The following is a 20400-nucleotide window of genomic DNA, read 5'->3' as shown; positions in this document are numbered from 1 at the left end:
TTTCTAATTATTTATTTTGCTTATTCAAAAAATGAGCGAACCCATTCGTCTTCGTCTTTTTCTAGTTCTTCGTATGTTCCTTCAGCATGTATAACGCCATCTTTTAATACCATAATACGGTCTGCAGTTAATTTTGCGCAGGCCATATCGTGCGTAATAATTATAGATGTTGTTTTTTGCTTGTGTTTAATATCTAAGATTAATTCGCTGATTTCTCTTGATGTTATCGTATCTAAACCTGTTGTAGGCTCGTCGTATAAAATGATTTCAGGCTTAAGAATTAAAGTTCTGGCCAAGCCAATTCTTTTTTGCATTCCTCCAGATAATTCAGACGGCATTTTTTCGATTGCATCGCTTAACCCAACACTGTCTAAAGCTTCTACAATTTCACTTTCAACTTCTTCAGCTGTCAAATCTTTTCTATGTTTTCTTAAGGTAAAAGCTAAATTTTCTCTTACTGACATCGAATCATACAACGCACCGCTTTGAAATAAAAATCCAATTCTGACCCTGATTTCATTTAATTCTGGTTTTGTCAGATTTAGTACATTTTCATTAAAAACTTTTATTTCGCCTTTGTCTGGTTCAATTAAGCCAACAATGCATTTTATAGTAACTGATTTTCCTGAACCTGAACGGCCTAAGATTACTAAATCTTCACCTTTGTTTACAGTCAGATTTACGCCTCTTAATATTTTATTATCCTTGCCAAAAGTTTTATGCAGATCCTTAATCTCAATGATCGGACTTTTGCTTTGTACTTCTGCTTTAGGTTCTATATTTTCTTTCTCTTTAATCATCTTAAAAAAATAAATCGGTTATCTGTACAGCGACCATATCAATTATAAAAATGGTTAATGAAGCAGTTACTACAGCAGAGTTTGCCGCTTTACCCACGCTTTCAGTTCCATTTGATGCATTAAATCCTTTGTAACATCCAATCATTCCGATAAAAAAGCCAAAGAAAAAAGTCTTAATTGTAGCCGGAATAACATCTAGAAATTCTAGCGATTGAAAAATTTGTGTTACAAATCGGTAAAAATTAACATCGCCGTGAATATTAATTCCAATATATCCTCCAAAAATTCCGATGGCATCTGCAAAAATTACTAAAAGCGGTACCATTAATGTTGTAGCTAAAATTCGAGTTACAACTAAATAATTATAAGGATTGATTGCCGAAACTTCCATGGCATCAATTTGTTCAGTTACTTTCATTGAGCCTAATTCCGCACCAATTCCTGATGATACCTTTCCGGCACAAATTAAAGCTGTAATTACCGGAGCAATCTCTCTAATTAAAGAAAGTGCTACCATTCCTGGAAGCCAAGATTCAGCACCAAATTTTACCAAAGTTGGTCTCGACTGAAGCGTAAGAACCAATCCCATAATAAAACCAGTGATCGCAACCAGCGGTAATGATTTATATCCTATAACATAACATTGTTTTAGGAATTCTTTTCCCTCATAAGGAGGTATAAAAACTTCCTTAAAAAACTGCTTTGCAAACAGTGTTGCATTTCCTATCTCGGTGAATGTATTTTTTAAAGTGAGAATCAAAATACTATGTTTTAGGTTATTAAATCGAAAATAAACTTCTGAGAAACAATGATTTAAAAATTTTGCTTACCCTCTCATTTACAAGTATTAAAATTACTTTATAAGAAAGCAAAACATATTACACAACTTTTTTGGAAGTTTATATAATTAACATTTAAACACAATAATCGTAAAAAATTGACGTTAGCGACAATTTAGTTAACAAAAAATCCCTCTTGTAGAAGAGGGATTTTCTGAGTTTATGTAATAGCATTTTGGCTAGCCTATTATCATATAATTGACTTAAGAATTTATAGCAACGTCTGTTCCGGTTTTCATTAACGGAATAACTTTGATTTCAGATAATTTAAGATTTTCCATCAACAGTCTGGCTGTCAAGAAACATACTGTAGATTCAGCTCCTTGATTCAAGTTTACGTTTTCTTTTTCAAGTCCGTCATAACCACCACCACTAATAGGGTTGTACATAATTTCACCTAAATGATTTTTACCTAAAAACCAGTTAAAAGCAATTTTCATTTTGTTTTTATATTCTGGCGTACCAAAAGCAGCATAAAATGAATTCAAGGTATGAATAGTGTATGCAACGTCAATTGGTTGTTCTCCGTATTCTTTTGCTTCTGAATCTCTGTGAAGCCATCCGTTATTTGAAATTACTTTAAAGTCTTTGCCTTTAAACATTTTCGACATCAAGAAATCAAGAGAATCTAAAGCTACTTTTTTATAAATAGGTTTATTTGTTGTTAAATAAGCAAACAGCATTGATTCTGGTAAAATACCATTTCCGTACGTCATATAGTTTTCAAACCATTTCCAGTCGTTTGAAGCATGAATTTCATAGTTAGAAAGCAATTTTGCATTCAGTTTATTAATAATTGCTGCAACGTATAAATTAGGAACAGCTGTGTGATATAAATACAAACCTTTTGTTGCAAAACCAATAGAACGAGGAGATTGTATACTCTCTGCCCATTTTAATGAGTTCAATAAAATTTTTGAAGCTTTTTTAGAAATTGCATCTGGTAAAATATCTTTCATTGAAACTACAGTTCCTAAAGCCCAAATACCTCTAGCATTAGAATCTTCTAAATTAACTTCAGCATTTTGTTCAATATGTTCGCGGTTTTCTTGATCAACATAGTTGATAAAGTTTCCTTTTGGTTTTTGACAACGCTCGATAAAATCTAAATAAATCAAAATATAAGGAAGATCTTCTTTGTCTTTTGTTAGTTTATAATGCATACATAATGCAATAAGTGCACGTGCATTATCATCTAAGGTATAACCTGATGAAAGGTCTGGAACAGAGATTTTGCTGAATTGGATAATTCCCAAATCTGTGGTCATTTTTTTAATATGTCCTAATTGAATTGAAGGATAGCTGAATTTAATTTCAGAAGGATTCTCGATCAATTCTTTATACGTATTCATGTGTGTAATTGCCACATTTTCCCAAGAAGATGCTCTTGTTTTTCTGAAGGCATTAATTCCCATTTCAGTTCTTAATTCATCATCAGAAAGTAATTTGATAGCTGCATCTGAAAACTGATCTACATTTCCAATATCAACCAAAACTCCAGAATCTGGCGTAAGAACTTCTAAAGTATGAGGAATTTTTGAGGCAACAATTGGGCAAGCACAGCTCATAGCATATGAAAAAGTGCCGCTTACAGCCTGATTTGGATCTTTAGAAGTAAACAGATAAATGTCTGTTGCTTTTAAATAATCTAACAGCTCATCTGTATCTAAATACTGATTGATAAAACGAACGTTATCTTTTATATTTAAATCTTCGACGATTGCTTCTAACTTATTGCGGTAAGCATCAACACCGTCAATAATTAAATTTGGGTGTGTTTTTCCAATTATCAAATACAATGCGTTTGGTGTATTTTCGATAATTTTTGGCATAGCCTGCAAACCTGTTTCTATATTTTTCCCTTCTCCCAAAAGACCAAATGTAGCAAGTACTTTTCTGTCTTGAATATCAAATTTTTCTTTTGCTTTATCCGGTGCTTCGTAAATTACAATATGCGTTCCGTGAGGTACACAAGTAATAATTTCTTCTTTAATGTCATAATCTCTCATCAAAATTTCTTTTGATTGATTTGTCATTACAAATACAGAATTACTGTAGCTCAATAATAATTTCACAAAAGTTTTCAATTCGTTATTAGGATTCGGGATAACGCTGTGAAAAGTATATGTTAAGGGTTTTTTGACAACATTCAAAAAATCTAATAAATAGTCTCCATAATTTCCTCCAAACAAACCAAATTCATGTTGAATATGTACCAATTTAACCGCTTTATCATTATTGATTTCTTCGGCAACTTTTGCATATTCTTCTTTGTTTTTTGTGTTTAAAGTAAAAGCTTGAGTTGATTTTGCGTTAGGTTTGTCTACCAGTTCACAAATTTCGCAAGTAACTGATTTACCAAAAACATCGTTGATTCCTTTAATTGTGTCCTGCGTATAAGTTGCAATCCCGCATTGTGTTGGCGGAAAAGTAGATAAAAAAACTATTTTTGATTTATTAGATATCGTTTTCATGGGAATTCTGTTTTAGTTCAGTTAATAAGTCGTTTAGGTTCAATGAAGCCACCGCAATTTTGTCATCGGCAGCACCGTAATAAATATATAAAAGGTCATCAAAAATGGCTGTTCCCGTAGGGAAAACAACATAATTTACATACCCATTTCGTTCGTAATATTCTTCTGGTGTTATAATAGGTTTTGATAATCTTCCAATCACTTTCTGCGGATTTTCGAGATCAAGCAACACAGCACAGGCATGATAAACTAATCCTTTATCGCGTTTTTCAGCTGCATGATAAATCATAAGCCAGCCATCTTTTGTTTCAATAGGCGGTGCACCAGGGCCAATGTGGCTGGTTTCATGCTCGTATCTTGGTTCCATTACCAGATAATTGGGTAAATTCTCCAAATACTCTTTCCAGAAGTCAACTGTCAAATCGCTCTTTTTTTCAAAAGTGAAAATTTGAATTGATGGAAATAATCGATGCAGTGCCACAAATTTTCCGTTAATTTTTTTCGGAAAAAGAACTACATTTTTGTCCCATACAAGCGAATGTTCGATTGTCATTTGAGCAAGAGGATAATTTCTTTCTACATTAAAAGCTAAAATTTTAGCAATGCTTGAATTCTGTAAATGTTTTCTAATTAGATTAGTAAAATCATGCAGAATAAATTTTGGTGTTATAATTCCTTTCTTTTTAAACTTTTTTAAATCTTTCGACGTTGCTAAAGCACCAGAGGCATTCAATCCATCATAGGTAACATAAGTCATGTAAAAGGTGTCATCAATTTTAGTAATTCTCGGATCTTCAACACCGTGAATTTCATAAATATATTCAGGAGAAAATATCGGTTCTGCAAGTCTTTCTACTAAAGTTGTCGGACCTTCAAAACGACAATAACCAATTGTTGAAAAGTTACCTTTTTTAGCCGCTCTGTAAAACATATGAACAGAATTTCCGTCTTGGTAAATGGCTGGATTTAAAACGCCTAATTCTTCAAATGCTCTTTCTGTTTTCTCTAAAATCACACCGTGTTTTGTAGCTGTTGTGCTTTGGACCGTGGCTAATTCCATATTTCTGTTATTTTGATATAAAATTACTTTAGGTGTAGAGCGAGAATTAATCCAATCGATCAAAAAATTAACTCAAATGCTTACAGGTGGGAATTCTGTAACGAAAAGAGGAGAATTATAAAAGTACTTTAAAAATTTGATTTATAGTTGATTGCGATAAAAAATTAACGTTTTGAGTTAATGCGAATTGTAGGAATTTGAGAACTTTGAGTAACAAACAAATCAGACTTGTCAAAAAGTCATTTTTCTAACTAAAAAATAAATATTATGTTACGTTGGACAGTTATTTTTATCGTTCTTGCTATTATAGCCGGAATTTTTGGTTTTGGCGGAATTGCCGCTGGAGCTGCTAGTATTGCAAAAGTTTTATTCTTTATATTTTTGGTATTATTCATAATCTCATTGATAAGCGGAAGAACAAAAGTTTAACAATAAGTTCTAATTCTCTAAAAAAAAAAGCAACCGTTATCGTGTTGCTTTTTTTTTGTTTCAAGTTTCAAGTTTCAAGTTTCAGGCTTCAGGTTGAAATGCAGAATTGTTAATCGTATATTTTACCTCAAAGGACGCTAAGTTTATTTATATAAAGGTTTAGTTAAAACACAAAGTTCGCAAAGCTTTGCGAACTTTTTTTTATAATATTAAAAACAAGCTACTATCTCCTTGCGTACTTTGCGGTAAAATATGCATTTCAACCTGAAACCTGAAACCTGAAACCTGAAACCTGAAACTTGAAACCTGAAACCTGAAACCTGAAACCTGAAACTATTCCTTAATAGAATAGTATTTTTTAGTTATAAAAGAAATTGGAATTCCAATGCAGACGATCAAAATTAAAATGGACAGCATTAAAGGAAAATCGAAATGTTTCTCTGGCAAAACAGGAAATACAATTGGCAATACTATAAGATTCATTATAATCCATACAAAGATGCCATAAACAATTCCTGAGAGTAAAGCATTCTTTTTTAGAAATGAAAGACGAGGATAAAGAATGAAATAAAACCAGGCAAACGTAAAGGCAATGAAATAATGAAGCAGTAATCCGATCAAAGCCATACTCGAACCACCTGTGTAAGCTTCTTTTTTAAAAATACCGCTTGCTATAGACTGCAAAATTTTTATTCCGGTAGTTTTGTTTAGAATAATAGAGTAAACGGTAATTGCCGCAACAATATCTAATGTGCCGGCAATTAATCCCGATAAGAAAACAGCGCCTCCTTTTGATTTCATAAAAATGGTTTTTGGTTTTGGTTGAAAGTTAATATGTTCAATTTACAATTTGGTTAAGTATTGTAAAATAGAATTCAGTTGGTTTGTATGCCTTTGTGCATGAACCAAGGCAAAATTAATCCATTCATAAATGGTAAAATTTTCGGAATTTGGCAAGTGAAAATCCAGACAAGTCAAGGTTAAATCATAATTTTCTATTGCCTCAAGTAAATCAGATTCTATTTTGAGCAGTACTAAAGTCAGCGAATTTTTATTGTACTCTTTTTTTTCAGGTCTAAGGAATTCTGGCGATTCCATTTTGATATTGAAGTTTAGAAATAACGTTTCGAGCTCTTTAACATGCTCATCATATTTTCTAATGGTTTTTTCTGTTTTTCCAGAAAACAATTCTGGATAGCCAGAACAAGCTAAAATAATATGCTGAGCGGTTTGTCCTGCCGTCCAGCTTCCTTTAAAAGGAACAATATTAAATTCTTCCTGCGAAAAATAGGAAAGTACTTCGTTTAATTTTTGAAATGTTTCAACAACATTTTTTTGAACTGCTGTTTTCATTCTATTGTCTTAAAAAATTATTTGTTAACAGAGGTGATCCACCAAACATTTCCAAAGGAATCTGTTACGCCGCAAGCTCTGCCATACTCCTGATCGCTTGGTTCCATTAAGCTTGCTGCACCGTTTTCTAACGCTATTTTATATGTGTCATCAGCATTTGGAACATATATAAATAAGTTTGCGGTTTGTTTTCCCCAATCTGCAGTTTCATCAGTTACCATAATTGTGCTTCCGTTTATCTTTATTTCACTATGCATTATTGTTCCGTCTTCGCGTAAAACAGGTGAATGAGAATTTTCTGCACTAAAAACTTTTTTGGTAAAATCAATAAATTGTGATGCGCCCTTTAGAATTAAATAAGGCATTACAGTTTGATGTCCAGCGGGTATATTCATTTTTTTTGATTTAATGATTGATAGTGTTTCAAATTTACAATAATTTATTTAAAATTTTGAAAACCAAATTTTTAAGTTGATTTTGGTAACTTATAAAAGTACTTCGCATTGATAACCATACGAATCTAGAAGCTCAATTATTTTTTTATTTGAAATGGAGGAGGAGTGAATGCGCAGAATTTTATCGCAGTCTTCCAAATCAAAATTGATAATACTGTTTGGAAAATGCTCAAGAAGTTTCCCCACAATCATTTTTGACTGATCGACTTCTTGAACATTTGTTTTAAAAACCTCTATCATCGCCTCCAAAAGTTTATAACGCAATATTTTTATAGCGCTCTATTTTATGATGATACGTATATGAAATCGCTAAAATCACTAAAAAGATCAAAGGGAAAAAAGATTGAAAATTAACACCGTCTACTGCAAAATGACTTATCGAAGCGAATATAAAATCGAATGCAAATCCGGCATAGGCCCATTCTTTAACTCTATTCGGAATCTGTGGGATCACCAATACCAAAACGCCTAGAATTTTAAAGACAACTAAAGCATTTCCAAAATATTCAGGATATCCTAAATGTTTAATTCCTTCTTTCGCTAATTCAGTTTGAGAAGTTAAGGCCGGCATAACGCCTTCAAATAGAAAAATAATAATTGTAGTAATCCAAAAAATAATTTTTGCTTTCTTCATGGTTTTTATTTTTTTAAATAGTTATTGGTTAATGTATTACAAACTTACTGATCTTTATTTTTTTATCGAATAGGTATTTACGACTATTTTAAGGTCATTTAGGACAAGTTAATTTAGATTTTAGAGAATAGAAAGTAAAGAATCAAGAGTAAAAATTCTATCAATGCATATGTCCTGCTGAGCGATTCAAGAACTTCGCTCAGCAGGAAATAAGAAAAACCGCTAAACACTTAAAAGTTGCATAGCGGTTTAATCAAAGATTATACGAAATTTTTATTTCATTTCAGAATTTAGTCAGCATAGTGATAAATACTCTTTTTAATAGTGTCCTTTATTTTTTCGAGTGTTACTTCTGTCACACCGCCTTCATAATTCATAGAAATAGCAACTTTGTCTTTTGTGATTTCATAATCGATTGACATTAATCCATTTTGATTTACTTCAACAGATTTATTTTCGCTTGGAATCGCACTTAAAAAATAACTAGATTCTTCGACTTCTTTATTTTTAATGATATTTTGGTACACTTTTTCAAGATCTGTATTTTTTAAGATACATTCTTTTCCGTCTCCCATCTCTACTGCAATATCTTTACAATCTTGTTCTTCTTTTTGATCGACCTTCGCTTCGGTTTTTTTTACAGCACTTACAGCTGCTGGTTTTTCTATTGGTTTTAATTCTTCATCTTGATTGCTTTTTTTACAATTGGTAAACAGTAAAGCTAAAAGTGCAATTAGTGCTATTTTTTTCATAGGTTTAATTATATAGATTAAGGAAAATCAAAAGTAACGAAATAAGCGCAGATTATAAGAAATCTGTATAAATCCGTTTAATCCGCGTTCCATGACAACAGAAAAATAAAAAAACGCTGCAAAACCAAAGTTTCACAGCGTTTTCATCTCAAAAAATAAATAATTAACGGGTATTATTTCCAACCTCCGCCCAATGCGCGATATAAATCGGTATTAGCAGCTAATTGCTCTCTTTTTATGTTTGCCAGTTCCAGCTCGCTCTGCAATAAATTGGCTTGCGCTGAAAGAACTTCTAAGTATTCAGCCATACCGTTTTTAAATAACAAATTGGCATTTTTAATGGCTTGCTGTAATGTTTTTACACGTTGTTGCAAAAATGCTTCCTGCTGTTGTAATTTTTCTACTTTTACCAAAGCATCAGAAACTTCGCTTACTGCGACTAAAACAGATTGTCTGAAATTTAAAACTGCTTTTTCTCTTTCGGCAACAGCAATGTTATATTGCGTTCTAACTCTTTTGTTGTTTAATAAAGGCTGTGTTAAACCTCCAGCCACAGTTCCAAATAATGAAGCTGGGATGTTAAACCAATTACTGGTTTCAAATGAATTCAAACCGCCTTGAGCTGTAATTCTTAGAGCAGGATATAAATCTGCTTTTGTAATTCCAACATTTGCGTTAGCCACTTTTAATGCTAATTCGGCACTTTTTACATCAGGTCTTCTGCTTACTAATGAAGACGGAATTCCGATTGCATTATTATTTTTAATTGTAATATTGGTCAAACTAGTACTTCTCGTTTTTGAATTAGGAAAAGAACCTGTCAAAACGCTCAAAGCATTTTCTTGAATCGCAATGTTTTGTTCTAATAACGGAATCAATTGCTCAGAACTTAATTTCTGTGCTTCCGATTGTTGAATTCCTAATGAAGTAACTTGTCCGGCATCAAATTTTAATTTGATAATGTTAGTTGTACTGTCATTCAATTTCAAGTTTTGTCTCGCAATATTCAATTGTGCATCCAACATCAAAAGATTATAATATCCTTTAGAAACATTGGCTACGATATTAGTTTGCAATGCTTTTTTAACTTCTTCTGACTGAAGATATCCAGCGTAAGCACCTTTTTTCTGATTGCGGATTTTTCCCCAAATATCAGCTTCCCACGAAAGTGAAACTCCGGCAGAATAATCGTCAATATGTTTTTGGCCCAAAGCCTGATTCAAATTCATTCCCGTAAAACTATTGTCTGACGGATTGCTTGTACTTGCATTTACAAATAAATTAGCCTGAGGAACATTTCCCCATTTTGACTGCGTAAATCTGTATTGTGCAATTTCGATGTTTTTTGTGGCAATCTGCAAATCGTTGTTTCTTGCAACTGCGCTGTCTATTAACTGGATAATATCTTTTTCTGTAAAGAAGTTTTTCCACTCCAAATCGCCAATACTTGCCGTATCTTTTGAAACTGCTGCATTCCTGAAATTCTCAGGAAATGCATCTTTTGGAGTTTCAATATCCTTAGAAACTTTACAGGATATTAATGTGGTGATCAAAATGGCGATCATCACGATTTTGGTTATATAATTTTTCATTTTATATGTTGTCATTAAATTTCTGTACAAGTATCTTTTCTGGTTTCAAGATCTTTTGAGATTCTGTACGATATATAGCCGATGCCAAATATGATGGCCACAAGCACTGTCGTTATATAGTTTTCCATTTTTATTTTTCTTCGTTATGAATTACGGCTACTGGTTTTCCGGTAACTTTTTCTTGTAAATATTGGAATATGATGAATAAAACCGGAATGATAAACAAACCTAGAATTACTCCTGAAATCATTCCGCCAGCTGCACCGATACTAATCGAGTGATTCCCTTGAGCTGATGGACCTTTAGCACTCATCATCGGAATTAATCCCACGACAAAGGCAAGTGATGTCATTATAATTGGTCGCAGACGAAGTTTCGCCGCATCTATTGAAGCTTTGACTAAAGCTTGGCCTGATTTTCTTTTTTGAACTGCAAACTCTACAATCAAAATGGCGTTTTTAGCAAGAAGCCCAATCAGCATGACAAGCGCAACCTGAACGTAAATGTTGTTTTCAATTCCGGTCAAGCCGATGGCAACAAATACTCCAAAAATACCTGCAGGAATTGATAAGATTACGGCCAAAGGCAAAATGTAACTTTCATATTGTGCAGCAAGCAGGAAATAGATAAATATCAAACACAATAAGAAAATGGTTGCCGATTGCCCTCCAGAAGAAATCTCTTCACGAGTTTGTCCTGAAAATTCATAACCATAACCTGCAGGCAATTGCTGTGCTGCAACTTCTTCGATTGCTTTGATGGCGTCTCCCGAACTAAATCCTGGTTTCGGAATCGCATTAATCGAAATCGAGTTGAACAAGTTGTATCTAGAAGCGGTTTCAGAACCATAAATACGAGTCAGTTTTACTAAAGTATTTATCGGAACCATTTCGCCTGTTTTGTTTTTTACAAATACACGGTCAATTGATGACGGATCAGCTCTGTCGGCAATATCTGCCTGAACAACTACTCTGTAATATTTACCAAATCGGTTAAAGTCAGAGGCTTGTGCGCTACCAAAATACGTCTGCATTGTTTGTAAAATGTCTTTTACATTTACGCCCAATTGATTTGCTTTTTCATCATTGATGTCCAATTGCAATTGAGGATAATCTGCTTTAAAAGAAGTAAACGCTACTGCAATTTCTGGACGTTTCATCAATTCTCCGATGAAGTTTTGAGAAATTCCGCTGAATTTATCCAGTTTTCCTCCGGTTTTATCCTGCAGCACTAAATCTAAAGCTTCAACGTTGCTAAATCCAGGAACGGTTGGGAAACTGAATACGAAGAAACTTCCTCCAGAAATAGCACCTAATTTTCCACGAACCTGATTCATGATTTCGTCAATATTTTTTACATCGCCACGGTCTTCATTTGGTTTAAGCAATACAAAAACAACGGCTGAAGATGGACTTGTAGAATTGGTCAATAAGTTAAAACCTGAAATAGCCGTTACAAATCGAGAAGCATCTAAACCTCTTAATGTATTTTCAGCTTCAGTCATTACTTTTTGAGTTCCGTCTAAAGAGGTTCCAGAAGGTGTATTAACCGCAATTGCAATAAATCCTTGATCTTCTGTTGGGATAAATCCAGCTGGAGTTGTTTTTACCATTATGACTGTTGCTACAGTAATTAAAGCCAATCCACCTAAGCTTAGCCATTTTCTGCGAATTAAAAATTTCAAACCTCCAACATAACGGTTGGTTAAGGAATCGAAACTTTTATTAAATCCGTTAAAGAATTTTTCTTTAAATCCTTTTTTCTCGTATGGAGTATCACCGTTTGCCGCATGATTATCTTTTAAGAATAAAGCAGCAAGAGCCGGACTTAAAGTCAATGCATTAACCGCTGAAATTACAATTGCAATTGCCATGGTAAAAGCAAACTGACGATAGAAAACTCCTGTAGAACCTTCCATAAAACCAACAGGCAAGAATACCGCTGCCATTACCAAAGTGATCGAAATAATTGCACCCGTAATTTCGTGCATCGCCTCGTGTGTGGCTACCTTTGGAGATAAATGTTTATGTTCCATTTTAGCATGCACCGCCTCGACGACGACAATAGCATCATCGACCACAATACCAATTGCCAGAATTAAAGCAAATAATGTCAGTAAGTTAATTGAGAATCCAAACAACTGCATGAAAAAGAACGTACCTAAAATCGCTACCGGTACCGCAATTGCCGGAATTAATGTTGATCTAAAATCCTGTAAAAAGATAAATACTACGATAAATACCAATATAAAAGCTTCAATCAAAGTATGTTCAACCTGTTCAATAGATTGGTCTAATGATACTTTTGTACTGTAGAAAATATTGTGTTTTATTCCTTTAGGGAAATCTTTAGCTGATTTCTCCATCAATTTATTAATTGCAATCTGGATTTCATTTGAGTTAGAACCTGCTAACTGAATAATACCCATTACAACTCCTTTTTTACCGTTCAAACGTGTTAAACTGTTGTAAGAGTAAGCACCAAGTTCAACTCTGGCGACATCTTTTAAGCGAAGAACAGATCCGTCTGCATTAGAACGAATGGCAATATTTTCATATTCTTCAGGCTTCGTCAGTTTTCCTTTGTATTTAATAACATATTCGAAAACTTCTTTGCTTCGTTCTCCAAATTTACCCGGAGCGGCTTCTAAACTTTTGTCTTGAATCGCGCTCATGATTTCGTTTGGCGTCACTTTATAAGTAGACATTTGTGTTGGGTTTAACCAAACACGCATTGAGTAATCTTTTACACCTCCAAAAATACTTGCTGCACCAACACCAGGAATACGTTTGATTTCTGGAATAATATTAATTTGTGCATAATTGGCAATAAAAGTCTGGTCGTATTTTGACTCATCTTCGGTATACATACCAATTGCCATGATAAAACTGTTTTGTTGTTTTGCAGTGGTTACACCTTGCTGTACAACCTCTGCAGGCAATTGACTTGTTGCCTGAGCAACTCTGTTTTGAACGTTAACTGCGGCCTGATCTGCGTCTGTTCCTAATTTAAAGAAAACAGTAATCGCTAATGAACCGTCGTTACTGGCTGTAGAACTCATGTACGTCATGTTTTCTACCCCATTTATAGATTCTTCTAAAGAAGGTGCAACAGAACGCAAAACCGTTTCTGCGTTCGCTCCCGGATAAACTGCAGTAACCAAAACCGATGGCGGTGCAATATCAGGAAACTGTTGTAAGGGCAGTTTTGTTAGGCCAAGTACACCCAGAATAACCAATAGAATGGAAATTACGGTCGCCAGTACGGGTCTTTGTATAAATATTTTGAACATTTCTCTTTTAATTATTTTTGATTAATTACTTCTGCAACTTTAGAAGAATTTTCAGGCTGAATTACCTGTCCTTCCTGAAGTTTGTCGATACCGCTTAAAACAATTCTGTCGCCAGATTTTACTCCGTCTTTAATTAAATAATTGGTACCGCTTTTGCCCACAACTGTAATTGGCATTTTGTTTACTTTATTGTCTTTGCTTACTGTGAAAACAAATACTTTATCCTGCATTTCTACAGTAGCCGACTGCGGTACTAAAATCGCATCGTTGTGTTGAATTCCCAATCGAATTTTTCCTGTATTTCCAGAACGAAGCGTTCCGTTTTTGTTTGGGAAAGTCGCTCTTAGAGTAATGGCTCCGGTAGTTTTGTCGAACTGACCGTCAACCATATCAATTTTTCCAGTTTGCGGATACGCATTGTTATCAGCTAAGATTAAAGAAACAGGAGGAAGGTGTTTAATTTTATCGCCAATAGAATTTCCGGCATACTGCGCTTTAAAGTTGATGAAATCTGTTTCTCCTAAAGAGAAGTAAGCAAAAACTTCATGTACGTCAGATAATGTAGTTAATGGTTCAACATCGCTCGAAGACACTAAGCTTCCTTGTTTTTTAGGCAATCTTCCAATGTAACCACTTACTGGAGCCGTAACATTTGTATAGCTTAAATTAATTTTGGCTGATTCAACCATTGCTCTGGCTTGTTCAATATTTGCAGCAGCAATTTTTTGAGAAGCTTTAGCTGTTTTCAATTGATAGTCTGAAACTACTTTGTTTTGTACTAAAGGAGTTAATTTGTCTACTTCTAATTGAGCGTTTATTAAGGCCGCTTCAGAAGCATGAAGATTAGCCAATGCATTGTTTAGTTGCTCACGGAACGGACGCTCATTAATTTTGAATAAAGATTGTCCTTTTGATACATAAGAACCTTCATCTACCAAAACGCGGTCTAGATTTCCACTTACCTGCGGACGAATTTCAACATCAACTGTTCCTTGTATTGAGGCAGGATATTCAGTATCAGTATTCGTGTTTTCAATTTTTATTAAAGCTACTGGCAGGAGTGGCGCTGCAGGAGCAGGAGCTTGCGTTTTATCGGCACAGCTACTTAGAACAAGTGCCAGAATAAAGCTGGTTATAATTACATTTTTCATTTTCATATTGGTTTTAATTTGTTGGACATTCTTTTGAGTTGAAATATTTGTTAATCTGGCATTACTGGAATTCATATTTAATTGAATTAAATTATCTAACGTTGTTAAGTAAATTGGCGCAAAATGGTTATATAATTAAGCCTTCCAATTCTATTTCATAATTGGTATTAAATTATTTATCACTGTTAAGTAAAATAGTAAAAAAACTTCTATATTACTCTATTAAATTTTCTAACACTGTTAAGTGAAATTGAAAATTTTTTTATTGTATTGATTTGATGATTCCGCCAATCGCATCTTTTAAGATTTGATTGTTGATCGTTTCTAAAATGTCACTTTTGTTGATAATGTTAATAGCAATCAAACCGTGAATGACAGAAAAGAAAGTAAAATATTTTTGTTTAATAACTTCGTCAGTAGGGTTGCTGTTTTTCATAATTTCAGCAATTACTCCTGTGAATAATTTGTAAGGTGCCTCTTGAGCAGAACATCGCTGCGCACAGCAAGTCATTTGAACACCAAACATTACTTGATACATTTCGGTATCCGTAAAAGCAAAATCCCAATAGGCCATCCACATGGCTTCTAATTGTTCTTCTGGTTTTTCAAACTTAGCTTTCGCTTTTTCCAATTCTTTGGTTAGTTTGATAAACCCTTTTCCTGTCAATTCTAATAAAATGGCTTCTTTATTCGAGAAGTATTCATATATAATAGGAGCAGTATATTCGATCTTGTCAGCAATCTTTCGCATACTCAAACCATTCCAGCCTTCTTCTTTTACGATATCATAAGCAGCGCCAAGAATGTTATTTCTTGTCTCTTCTTTTTGTCTTAAAATACGATCTTTACTAGCCATTTTATTTGAGTATTAAATTGTTTAACACCGTTAGGCAAATATACAGCCGTTTTTCTGATTACAATACAATTTAGTTATAATATTTTCTTATCGTACGATAGAGTGTTGCAAAAACTTGCAAAAGCCTTGTAAAATAAAAGGTTTTTGAATGATAATATTTTTTAGAAGTGGAGCATTTCGTGATTTTAGGACGATTTTTCACGCTATTGATTGTATCTTTTATGGTGTACCAAGGCTTAATGGCATCATAAAAGGATTCAGTTTCTCCTGAAACTTCGGGGAGGACTATGAAAGAAGATATCTTTTTTATAATATTTTAATGTTCAGATATTTCATCAGCAATACTAAAAATAAGTTTTTTTCTTATAAGTTAACCAATAGAAAAACAAATACAGCATTACACATCAGGCCACAGAAATCCAAGATCAGAACAACGTTTAAAAATAGAAAGTGCTTTGCACACTTTAGAAAAAGAACTTTTAGCGGTAGAACTATAAATTGTAGACTTTCTAGCAATTTCATTTTTTCGTAACATTGCAATAAAAAAATGAAAACAACAACACTTATAAAAACAGCAATTGCATTTTTGTTTTTTCATCAGTTTGCATTTTCACAAGAAGCAAAGAAAGATACTGCTCCAGCTGGACAGCAATATACAATCGAAAACTGTGTCAATCACTTTGAATTAGACAAAGCCACAAAAACAAAATCAGGATATCAATATTGGTTTGCCGATAAAAACTTCACTCAGGAAAACACACTCAAAATGAGTATTGTCGAACCCGGAAAATCAACGCACGCACCGCACCATCATATTGAAGAAGAACTTTTCTACATTTTAGAAGGAACCGCCGAATTTTTCCTTGACGGAAAAACTGTTACAGCAGGACCAAATACAAGCTTCTACTGTCCCTCGAATGTCGAACACGGGATAAAAAATGTTGGAAATACAGATTTGAAGTATTTGGTTATTAAGAAGGATTTAAAATAAATGCTGATTAATAACCAAGATCTTCTTAACCTATTCCGTTACAGTAATTGTAAGGAGTAATGCGCTGCTGTAATTTATTTTAAATTATTTTTGAGATAGGGTTTCTAATAACTTTTCTAAGTTATCGATACTCATTTTAAATCCTTCTGTAAAGCCCATTTCAATCATTTTTTCTAAACGTTCTAGAGATTCATTTACAATAGTGATTTTTACTTTTGTTATTCCGTTTTGTTCGCTAAAATTATAATCCCAGTCTGAACCAGGTAATTGACGATTTTCATTTTCGTCTGAAAATGTATTGTACATTTTAAAATTGGTTTTTGGCGTGATAGAAGTAAATTCCTGAACCGACCAGCGCTCTTGTCCTTCAGGACTCACCATGGCATAAAATCTTCTTCCGCCAACTTCAAAATTCATGTGTTTTGTTCTGGCCGACCAAGGTTTTGGTGCAACCCATTGGTCTAAAAGCTCTGCTTTCGTAAAAGCATCCCAAACTAACGGCAAAGATGCATCAAATTCGCGTGTTATAAATACTGTTTTTGATGGTTTGTCTAAGGTAAAATCAAATAGCAAATCGTTTTTCATTTTTTCTGGTTTTTCATAGTTAATAATATGTCATCAAGCTGGTTAAAAGCGGTTTTCCAAATTTCTCTAAATTGGTTCAGCCATTTATCAATTTCTTTCATTTTTTCAATTTGAAGTGAATAATAAATTTCTCTTCCTTGTTGTTCCTGTTTTATAATTTCGCATTCTGTGAGTATGCGAAGATGTTTTGAAATCGACTGTCGGGTTGTATCAAAATTCGCTGCAATGGCATTTGGCGTCATAGACTGAAGAGCAATTAGTGTAATAATTGATCGCCTTGTTGGGTCTGCAATAGCTTGAAAAATGTCTCGCCTCATGTGTTTTTAGGATCAAAATCGACCATCCACTGTACGCCAAATTTATCAGCAAACATACCAAAGTAATTTCCGGAAGGACCATAACTTATTGGCATTTCAATGGTACCGCCATTCGAAAGTCCGACGAATAATTTAACGGCTTCTTCCTGGCTTTCTACGCTAATAAAAACCGTATATCTATTGTCGGTTTCCATTACCTCTCCCATACTTGTTAAAGTGTCACTGGCCATTAACAAATTATCTTTGCTGATAGGCAGGGCAATATGCATGATTCTCTGAGCATCATTTTCTGGAATAGGATATTCATCGCTTGCTATGTCTTTGTAACGGGAAATCTTTGAAAACGTTCCGCCAAAAACCGATTTATAAAATGTAAATGCTTCTTCGGCATTTCCATTAAAGTGAATGTAAGGATTAATACGTGCCATAAATTCTGTTTTAAATTAATATTTAAGAAACCAATTGGTTGCAAATATAAATGCAACTATTCGGTTTCGCAAATTTTTCAGCTATTATTTTTTAGAAACGAGTAAAAATAATATACTAAAGTATCTGATAAATAAGTTTTTAATTGTGAAGTTGGCCTTTTTTAGTTACTTTGCAAATGCCTCAGAATTGGAGGTAACAAGAATTACAATTAAAATTATAAGCCGTATTTTAAAAAAAAGTCAGTAGACTTTAATTCGTTTAGAATTTTTAAGATTAAAAAAAACGCAAAGTCAGGAGACTTTGCGCAGCGTGTGATTTTGCAGTGCGTTTTTTACTTACTTATTTAACATAGTTGGGAGATACACAAGACTGCCAATAAGTTACAATGATTTTAATAGTTTCTTTTATTTCGCTATAGTCTGAAGGCTTTACAAAAAATCCTTGAATAGATTTTGAATAAGCATCCACAACATGCTTTTGTTCGGCACTTGTAGAAAAAAACAAATACGGAATCGACTTTAATCGTAAATCTTCATTTTGATGAATTTTTTCGCGCAGTTCCATACCGCTTAGCCTTGGCATATTGATATCAGAGAAAATAATAAAAGGTTCAACTTCTGTCTTGGTCAAATATTCTAGTGCTTTTTCTCCTTCTCCAAAAAAGATGACTTCATTTTTATAGTTGAGGTCTTTAAAAACATCGTTCAAGATTTCCTGATCTTCTAAATCGTCTTCAATAATAATGATTGGGCCGGCTTTGTTCATTTGTGTTTTTTAGTGAAGGTAGTTTATTTATGCTGGTATTCAATTTTTTATGATCTTGAATTTTTAGAATTATCCAGAAAAAAGGTATTTGCTTAGCTGAGAAAAACTTCGAAATGGGCAGTTTTTTATTTTGTATAACTAATTTATAGAATTGTTTTTTCAGCTTTCATCCTATAAAATAGTAAACTCAATTGACATGAATTTTATATAATTTCAATTTAATTTTTAATAATAATTTGAATTTCAATTAATTAACTTTTATTAAAGAAAGGTTTAACATAGTCTGTTTTCGCTGGCTGTCTGAAATAACTAATTTTAACTAAAATCAAATTAATAACATTTTAATATTTAAAATTATGAAAAAGAATATAGCCATATTAGCCACAGACGGTTTTGAAGAATCAGAATTATCATCTCCTAAAGCCTATCTAGAAGAGCAAGGTTGGAACGCAGATATCATCAGTTTGAAATCAGGAACTATCAAATCTTGGAAAGACGGCAATTGGAGCAAAGAATATAATGTTGATGTTGTATTAGATCAGGCAAATGAAGCAGATTACGATGCTTTGGTTCTTCCTGGTGGCGTTATAAATCCGGATTTATTAAGAAGAGAAGAGGGAGCAGTAAATTTTGTACGTTCCTTTTTTGAAAGTAAAAAACCAGTAGCAGCTATTTGTCATGGACCTCAAATTCTTGTAAATGCTGATGTTTTACAAGGTCGAAAAGTAACTTCGTTCTTCTCCGTTAAAAAAGATTTGCAAAATGCCGGAGCACAGTGGGAAGACTCAGAAGTAGTCGTAGACAATGGATTAGTAACCAGCCGAAACCCTAATGATTTGCCCGCTTTTAATAAAAAAATGGTAGAGGAAATTAAAGAAGGAAAACACGAGCGTCAGACAGTGTAAAAAGATGCTTTTATTTATCAAGTTATAAAAAATGCAAGATCAATTTTGGTCTTGCATTTTTTTTAATTATCAGTTAACACGTAAAGTTTGTCATTTCGATTCCGAGTCCTCGGGAGAGAAATGACAATGACGGATTAAAATTTAAGTTGCTACTCAAAATGAAAATTAAGAAATTCAAAAGTTTCATTAAAACTTCTTATCAATTCAATTTTCTTATCTCTTCGCCATTTTTTTAATTCTTTTTCTCGTGCTATTGCCTCCTGTATCCAAGTAAATTTTTCGTAATAAACTAAAAATTGAATATTATATTTTGCAGCAAAAGAATTGATATTTAATTCAATGTTTTCCTTGTGTTTAGCAAGTCTCTGCTTTAAGTTATTGGTTACACCAATATAAAAAGAAGTACGATGTTCATTAGTGATAATATAAACGTAATAACTATGAAAGCCAATTTGCGGGTTTAACATTTTGTTTTTTTTGTACGAATATACATATTTATTATTATTTGTCATTTCGATCCCGAGGCTTCGGGAGAGAAATCGCACTCGTATATCGATAAAGATTGGGAATATTGATTGCGGAGTTTCTTGTGTGATTTCTCCCTTCCGTCGAAATGACAATATTGTGTCAATTTGTAGAGTAGACCAATGCTTGCAGTTTGTACATTCGTCCAGTTTGTCATTTCGATCCCGAGGCTATGGGAGAGAAATCACACGCGTAT

22 protein-coding genes are annotated in these 20400 nt (G+C 33.4%); 3 read left to right on the top strand and 19 right to left on the bottom strand.

The window, feature by feature from the left end:
* Window positions 1–20 precede the first annotated feature (20 nt).
* The 4 genes from IRZ83_RS18325 to IRZ83_RS18310 all read right to left on the bottom strand — a co-directional run bounded on the left by IRZ83_RS18325 (window position 21) and on the right by IRZ83_RS18310 (window position 5173).
* Window positions 21–800 (bottom strand): ABC transporter ATP-binding protein, encoded by a 780-nt coding sequence (locus IRZ83_RS18325; protein ID WP_194570617.1) that lies wholly within the window; start codon window positions 798–800, stop codon window positions 21–23.
* Between the two features lies 1 nt (window position 801).
* Window positions 802–1560, bottom strand: a complete 759-nt coding sequence (locus tag IRZ83_RS18320) for an MlaE family ABC transporter permease (RefSeq protein WP_029273543.1) — start codon at window positions 1558–1560, stop codon at window positions 802–804.
* 282 nt (window positions 1561–1842) lie between these two features.
* Window positions 1843–4113, bottom strand: coding sequence for a glycosyltransferase (locus IRZ83_RS18315; RefSeq protein ID WP_029273542.1), 2271 nt, complete (start codon window positions 4111–4113; stop codon window positions 1843–1845).
* Window positions 4097–5173 (bottom strand): pesticidal protein Cry7Aa, encoded by a 1077-nt coding sequence (locus tag IRZ83_RS18310; RefSeq protein WP_194570616.1) that lies wholly within the window; start codon window positions 5171–5173, stop codon window positions 4097–4099. The genes IRZ83_RS18315 and IRZ83_RS18310 overlap by 17 nt, the downstream gene beginning before the upstream one ends.
* A gap of 267 nt (window positions 5174–5440) precedes the next feature.
* Here IRZ83_RS18310 and IRZ83_RS18305 point away from each other — a divergent pair, with 267 nt between their 5' ends.
* Complete coding sequence (locus IRZ83_RS18305) at window positions 5441–5602, top strand: DUF1328 family protein (protein WP_029273540.1); 162 nt, start codon at window positions 5441–5443, stop codon at window positions 5600–5602.
* Window positions 5603–5935: 333 nt separating this feature from the next.
* Here the strand turns inward: IRZ83_RS18305 and IRZ83_RS18300 are convergent, their stop codons facing one another.
* The 10 genes from IRZ83_RS18300 to IRZ83_RS18255 form a co-directional block, all read right to left on the bottom strand.
* Window positions 5936–6403 carry a DUF1440 domain-containing protein gene (locus IRZ83_RS18300; RefSeq protein ID WP_194570615.1) on the bottom strand — a complete coding sequence of 156 codons (468 nt, stop codon included), beginning with the start codon at window positions 6401–6403 and terminating at the stop codon, window positions 5936–5938.
* A gap of 42 nt (window positions 6404–6445) precedes the next feature.
* The gene (locus tag IRZ83_RS18295) at window positions 6446–6955 is read right to left on the bottom strand and encodes a DinB family protein (protein ID WP_194570614.1); all 510 of its coding nucleotides are present in this window, start codon (window positions 6953–6955) and stop codon (window positions 6446–6448) included.
* Window positions 6956–6972: 17 nt separating this feature from the next.
* Window positions 6973–7350, bottom strand: a complete 378-nt coding sequence (locus tag IRZ83_RS18290) for a VOC family protein (protein WP_194570613.1) — start codon at window positions 7348–7350, stop codon at window positions 6973–6975.
* 90 nt (window positions 7351–7440) lie between these two features.
* Window positions 7441–7650: a hypothetical protein gene (locus IRZ83_RS18285; RefSeq protein WP_194570612.1), complete on the bottom strand. Its 210-nt coding sequence runs from the start codon at window positions 7648–7650 to the stop codon at window positions 7441–7443.
* Window positions 7651–7663: 13 nt separating this feature from the next.
* Complete coding sequence (locus tag IRZ83_RS18280) at window positions 7664–8044, bottom strand: DoxX family protein (RefSeq protein ID WP_029273535.1); 381 nt, start codon at window positions 8042–8044, stop codon at window positions 7664–7666.
* 290 nt (window positions 8045–8334) lie between these two features.
* Window positions 8335–8796, bottom strand: a complete 462-nt coding sequence (locus IRZ83_RS18275) for a hypothetical protein (RefSeq protein WP_194570611.1) — start codon at window positions 8794–8796, stop codon at window positions 8335–8337.
* Window positions 8797–8969: 173 nt separating this feature from the next.
* Window positions 8970–10388: a TolC family protein gene (locus tag IRZ83_RS18270; RefSeq protein ID WP_194570610.1), complete on the bottom strand. Its 1419-nt coding sequence runs from the start codon at window positions 10386–10388 to the stop codon at window positions 8970–8972.
* A 130-nt stretch (window positions 10389–10518) separates the two neighbouring features.
* The gene (locus tag IRZ83_RS18265) at window positions 10519–13680 is read right to left on the bottom strand and encodes an efflux RND transporter permease subunit (RefSeq protein WP_194570609.1); all 3162 of its coding nucleotides are present in this window, start codon (window positions 13678–13680) and stop codon (window positions 10519–10521) included.
* A gap of 11 nt (window positions 13681–13691) precedes the next feature.
* Window positions 13692–14906, bottom strand: a complete 1215-nt coding sequence (locus tag IRZ83_RS18260) for an efflux RND transporter periplasmic adaptor subunit (protein ID WP_029273531.1) — start codon at window positions 14904–14906, stop codon at window positions 13692–13694.
* Window positions 14907–15093: 187 nt separating this feature from the next.
* Window positions 15094–15687, bottom strand: a complete 594-nt coding sequence (locus IRZ83_RS18255; protein WP_029273530.1) for a TetR/AcrR family transcriptional regulator — start codon at window positions 15685–15687, stop codon at window positions 15094–15096.
* Between the two features lie 547 nt (window positions 15688–16234).
* Between IRZ83_RS18255 and IRZ83_RS18250 the strand changes: the two genes are divergently transcribed.
* Window positions 16235–16678, top strand: coding sequence for a cupin domain-containing protein (locus tag IRZ83_RS18250; protein ID WP_194570608.1), 444 nt, complete (start codon window positions 16235–16237; stop codon window positions 16676–16678).
* Between the two features lie 84 nt (window positions 16679–16762).
* Here the strand turns inward: IRZ83_RS18250 and IRZ83_RS18245 are convergent, their stop codons facing one another.
* The 4 genes from IRZ83_RS18245 to IRZ83_RS18230 all read right to left on the bottom strand — a co-directional run bounded on the left by IRZ83_RS18245 (window position 16763) and on the right by IRZ83_RS18230 (window position 18774).
* Window positions 16763–17263 carry an SRPBCC domain-containing protein gene (locus IRZ83_RS18245; protein ID WP_194570607.1) on the bottom strand — a complete coding sequence of 167 codons (501 nt, stop codon included), beginning with the start codon at window positions 17261–17263 and terminating at the stop codon, window positions 16763–16765.
* Window positions 17260–17580, bottom strand: coding sequence for an ArsR/SmtB family transcription factor (locus IRZ83_RS18240; protein WP_194570606.1), 321 nt, complete (start codon window positions 17578–17580; stop codon window positions 17260–17262). The genes IRZ83_RS18245 and IRZ83_RS18240 overlap by 4 nt, the downstream gene beginning before the upstream one ends.
* Window positions 17577–18008 carry a VOC family protein gene (locus tag IRZ83_RS18235; RefSeq protein ID WP_029273526.1) on the bottom strand — a complete coding sequence of 144 codons (432 nt, stop codon included), beginning with the start codon at window positions 18006–18008 and terminating at the stop codon, window positions 17577–17579. The genes IRZ83_RS18240 and IRZ83_RS18235 overlap by 4 nt, the downstream gene beginning before the upstream one ends.
* A 340-nt stretch (window positions 18009–18348) precedes the next feature.
* Complete coding sequence (locus IRZ83_RS18230; RefSeq protein ID WP_029273524.1) at window positions 18349–18774, bottom strand: response regulator; 426 nt, start codon at window positions 18772–18774, stop codon at window positions 18349–18351.
* A gap of 356 nt (window positions 18775–19130) precedes the next feature.
* Here IRZ83_RS18230 and IRZ83_RS18225 point away from each other — a divergent pair, with 356 nt between their 5' ends.
* Entirely contained in the window at window positions 19131–19679 is a 549-nt protein-coding gene (locus IRZ83_RS18225; RefSeq protein ID WP_029273523.1) for a type 1 glutamine amidotransferase domain-containing protein, read from the top strand.
* A 149-nt stretch (window positions 19680–19828) separates the two neighbouring features.
* Here IRZ83_RS18225 and IRZ83_RS18220 read toward each other — a convergent pair whose 3' ends face one another.
* Window positions 19829–20146, bottom strand: a complete 318-nt coding sequence (locus IRZ83_RS18220; RefSeq protein ID WP_194570605.1) for a GIY-YIG nuclease family protein — start codon at window positions 20144–20146, stop codon at window positions 19829–19831.
* Window positions 20147–20400: the final 254 nt, after the last annotated feature.

It is taken from the genome of Flavobacterium sp. JLP, assembly GCF_015350755.1.
In the GTDB taxonomy this organism is placed as follows: Bacteria; Bacteroidota; Bacteroidia; order Flavobacteriales; family Flavobacteriaceae; genus Flavobacterium.
This window is presented reverse-complemented; position numbering and strand designations above follow the sequence as displayed.

Excerpts from the sequence above, each read along its gene's own strand:
- IRZ83_RS18325 (WP_194570617.1), bottom strand. The coding sequence starts at position 800 with ATGATTAAAGAGAAAGAAAATATAGAACCTAAAGCAGAAGTACAAAGC.
- IRZ83_RS18315 (WP_029273542.1), bottom strand. The coding sequence starts at position 4,113 with ATGAAAACGATATCTAATAAATCAAAAATAGTTTTTTTATCTACTTTT.
- IRZ83_RS18310 (WP_194570616.1), bottom strand. The coding sequence starts at position 5,173 with ATGGAATTAGCCACGGTCCAAAGCACAACAGCTACAAAACACGGTGTG.
- IRZ83_RS18305 (WP_029273540.1), top strand. The coding sequence starts at position 5,441 with ATGTTACGTTGGACAGTTATTTTTATCGTTCTTGCTATTATAGCCGGA.
- IRZ83_RS18300 (WP_194570615.1), bottom strand. The coding sequence starts at position 6,403 with ATGAAATCAAAAGGAGGCGCTGTTTTCTTATCGGGATTAATTGCCGGC.
- IRZ83_RS18295 (WP_194570614.1), bottom strand. The coding sequence starts at position 6,955 with ATGAAAACAGCAGTTCAAAAAAATGTTGTTGAAACATTTCAAAAATTA.
- IRZ83_RS18290 (WP_194570613.1), bottom strand. The coding sequence starts at position 7,350 with ATGAATATACCCGCTGGACATCAAACTGTAATGCCTTATTTAATTCTA.
- IRZ83_RS18285 (WP_194570612.1), bottom strand. The coding sequence starts at position 7,650 with ATGATAGAGGTTTTTAAAACAAATGTTCAAGAAGTCGATCAGTCAAAA.
- IRZ83_RS18280 (WP_029273535.1), bottom strand. The coding sequence starts at position 8,044 with ATGAAGAAAGCAAAAATTATTTTTTGGATTACTACAATTATTATTTTT.
- IRZ83_RS18275 (WP_194570611.1), bottom strand. The coding sequence starts at position 8,796 with ATGAAAAAAATAGCACTAATTGCACTTTTAGCTTTACTGTTTACCAAT.
- IRZ83_RS18270 (WP_194570610.1), bottom strand. The coding sequence starts at position 10,388 with ATGAAAAATTATATAACCAAAATCGTGATGATCGCCATTTTGATCACC.
- IRZ83_RS18265 (WP_194570609.1), bottom strand. The coding sequence starts at position 13,680 with ATGTTCAAAATATTTATACAAAGACCCGTACTGGCGACCGTAATTTCC.
- IRZ83_RS18260 (WP_029273531.1), bottom strand. The coding sequence starts at position 14,906 with ATGAATTCCAGTAATGCCAGATTAACAAATATTTCAACTCAAAAGAAT.
- IRZ83_RS18255 (WP_029273530.1), bottom strand. The coding sequence starts at position 15,687 with ATGGCTAGTAAAGATCGTATTTTAAGACAAAAAGAAGAGACAAGAAAT.
- IRZ83_RS18250 (WP_194570608.1), top strand. The coding sequence starts at position 16,235 with ATGAAAACAACAACACTTATAAAAACAGCAATTGCATTTTTGTTTTTT.
- IRZ83_RS18245 (WP_194570607.1), bottom strand. The coding sequence starts at position 17,263 with ATGAAAAACGATTTGCTATTTGATTTTACCTTAGACAAACCATCAAAA.
- IRZ83_RS18240 (WP_194570606.1), bottom strand. The coding sequence starts at position 17,580 with ATGAGGCGAGACATTTTTCAAGCTATTGCAGACCCAACAAGGCGATCA.
- IRZ83_RS18235 (WP_029273526.1), bottom strand. The coding sequence starts at position 18,008 with ATGGCACGTATTAATCCTTACATTCACTTTAATGGAAATGCCGAAGAA.
- IRZ83_RS18230 (WP_029273524.1), bottom strand. The coding sequence starts at position 18,774 with ATGAACAAAGCCGGCCCAATCATTATTATTGAAGACGATTTAGAAGAT.
- IRZ83_RS18225 (WP_029273523.1), top strand. The coding sequence starts at position 19,131 with ATGAAAAAGAATATAGCCATATTAGCCACAGACGGTTTTGAAGAATCA.
- IRZ83_RS18220 (WP_194570605.1), bottom strand. The coding sequence starts at position 20,146 with ATGTTAAACCCGCAAATTGGCTTTCATAGTTATTACGTTTATATTATC.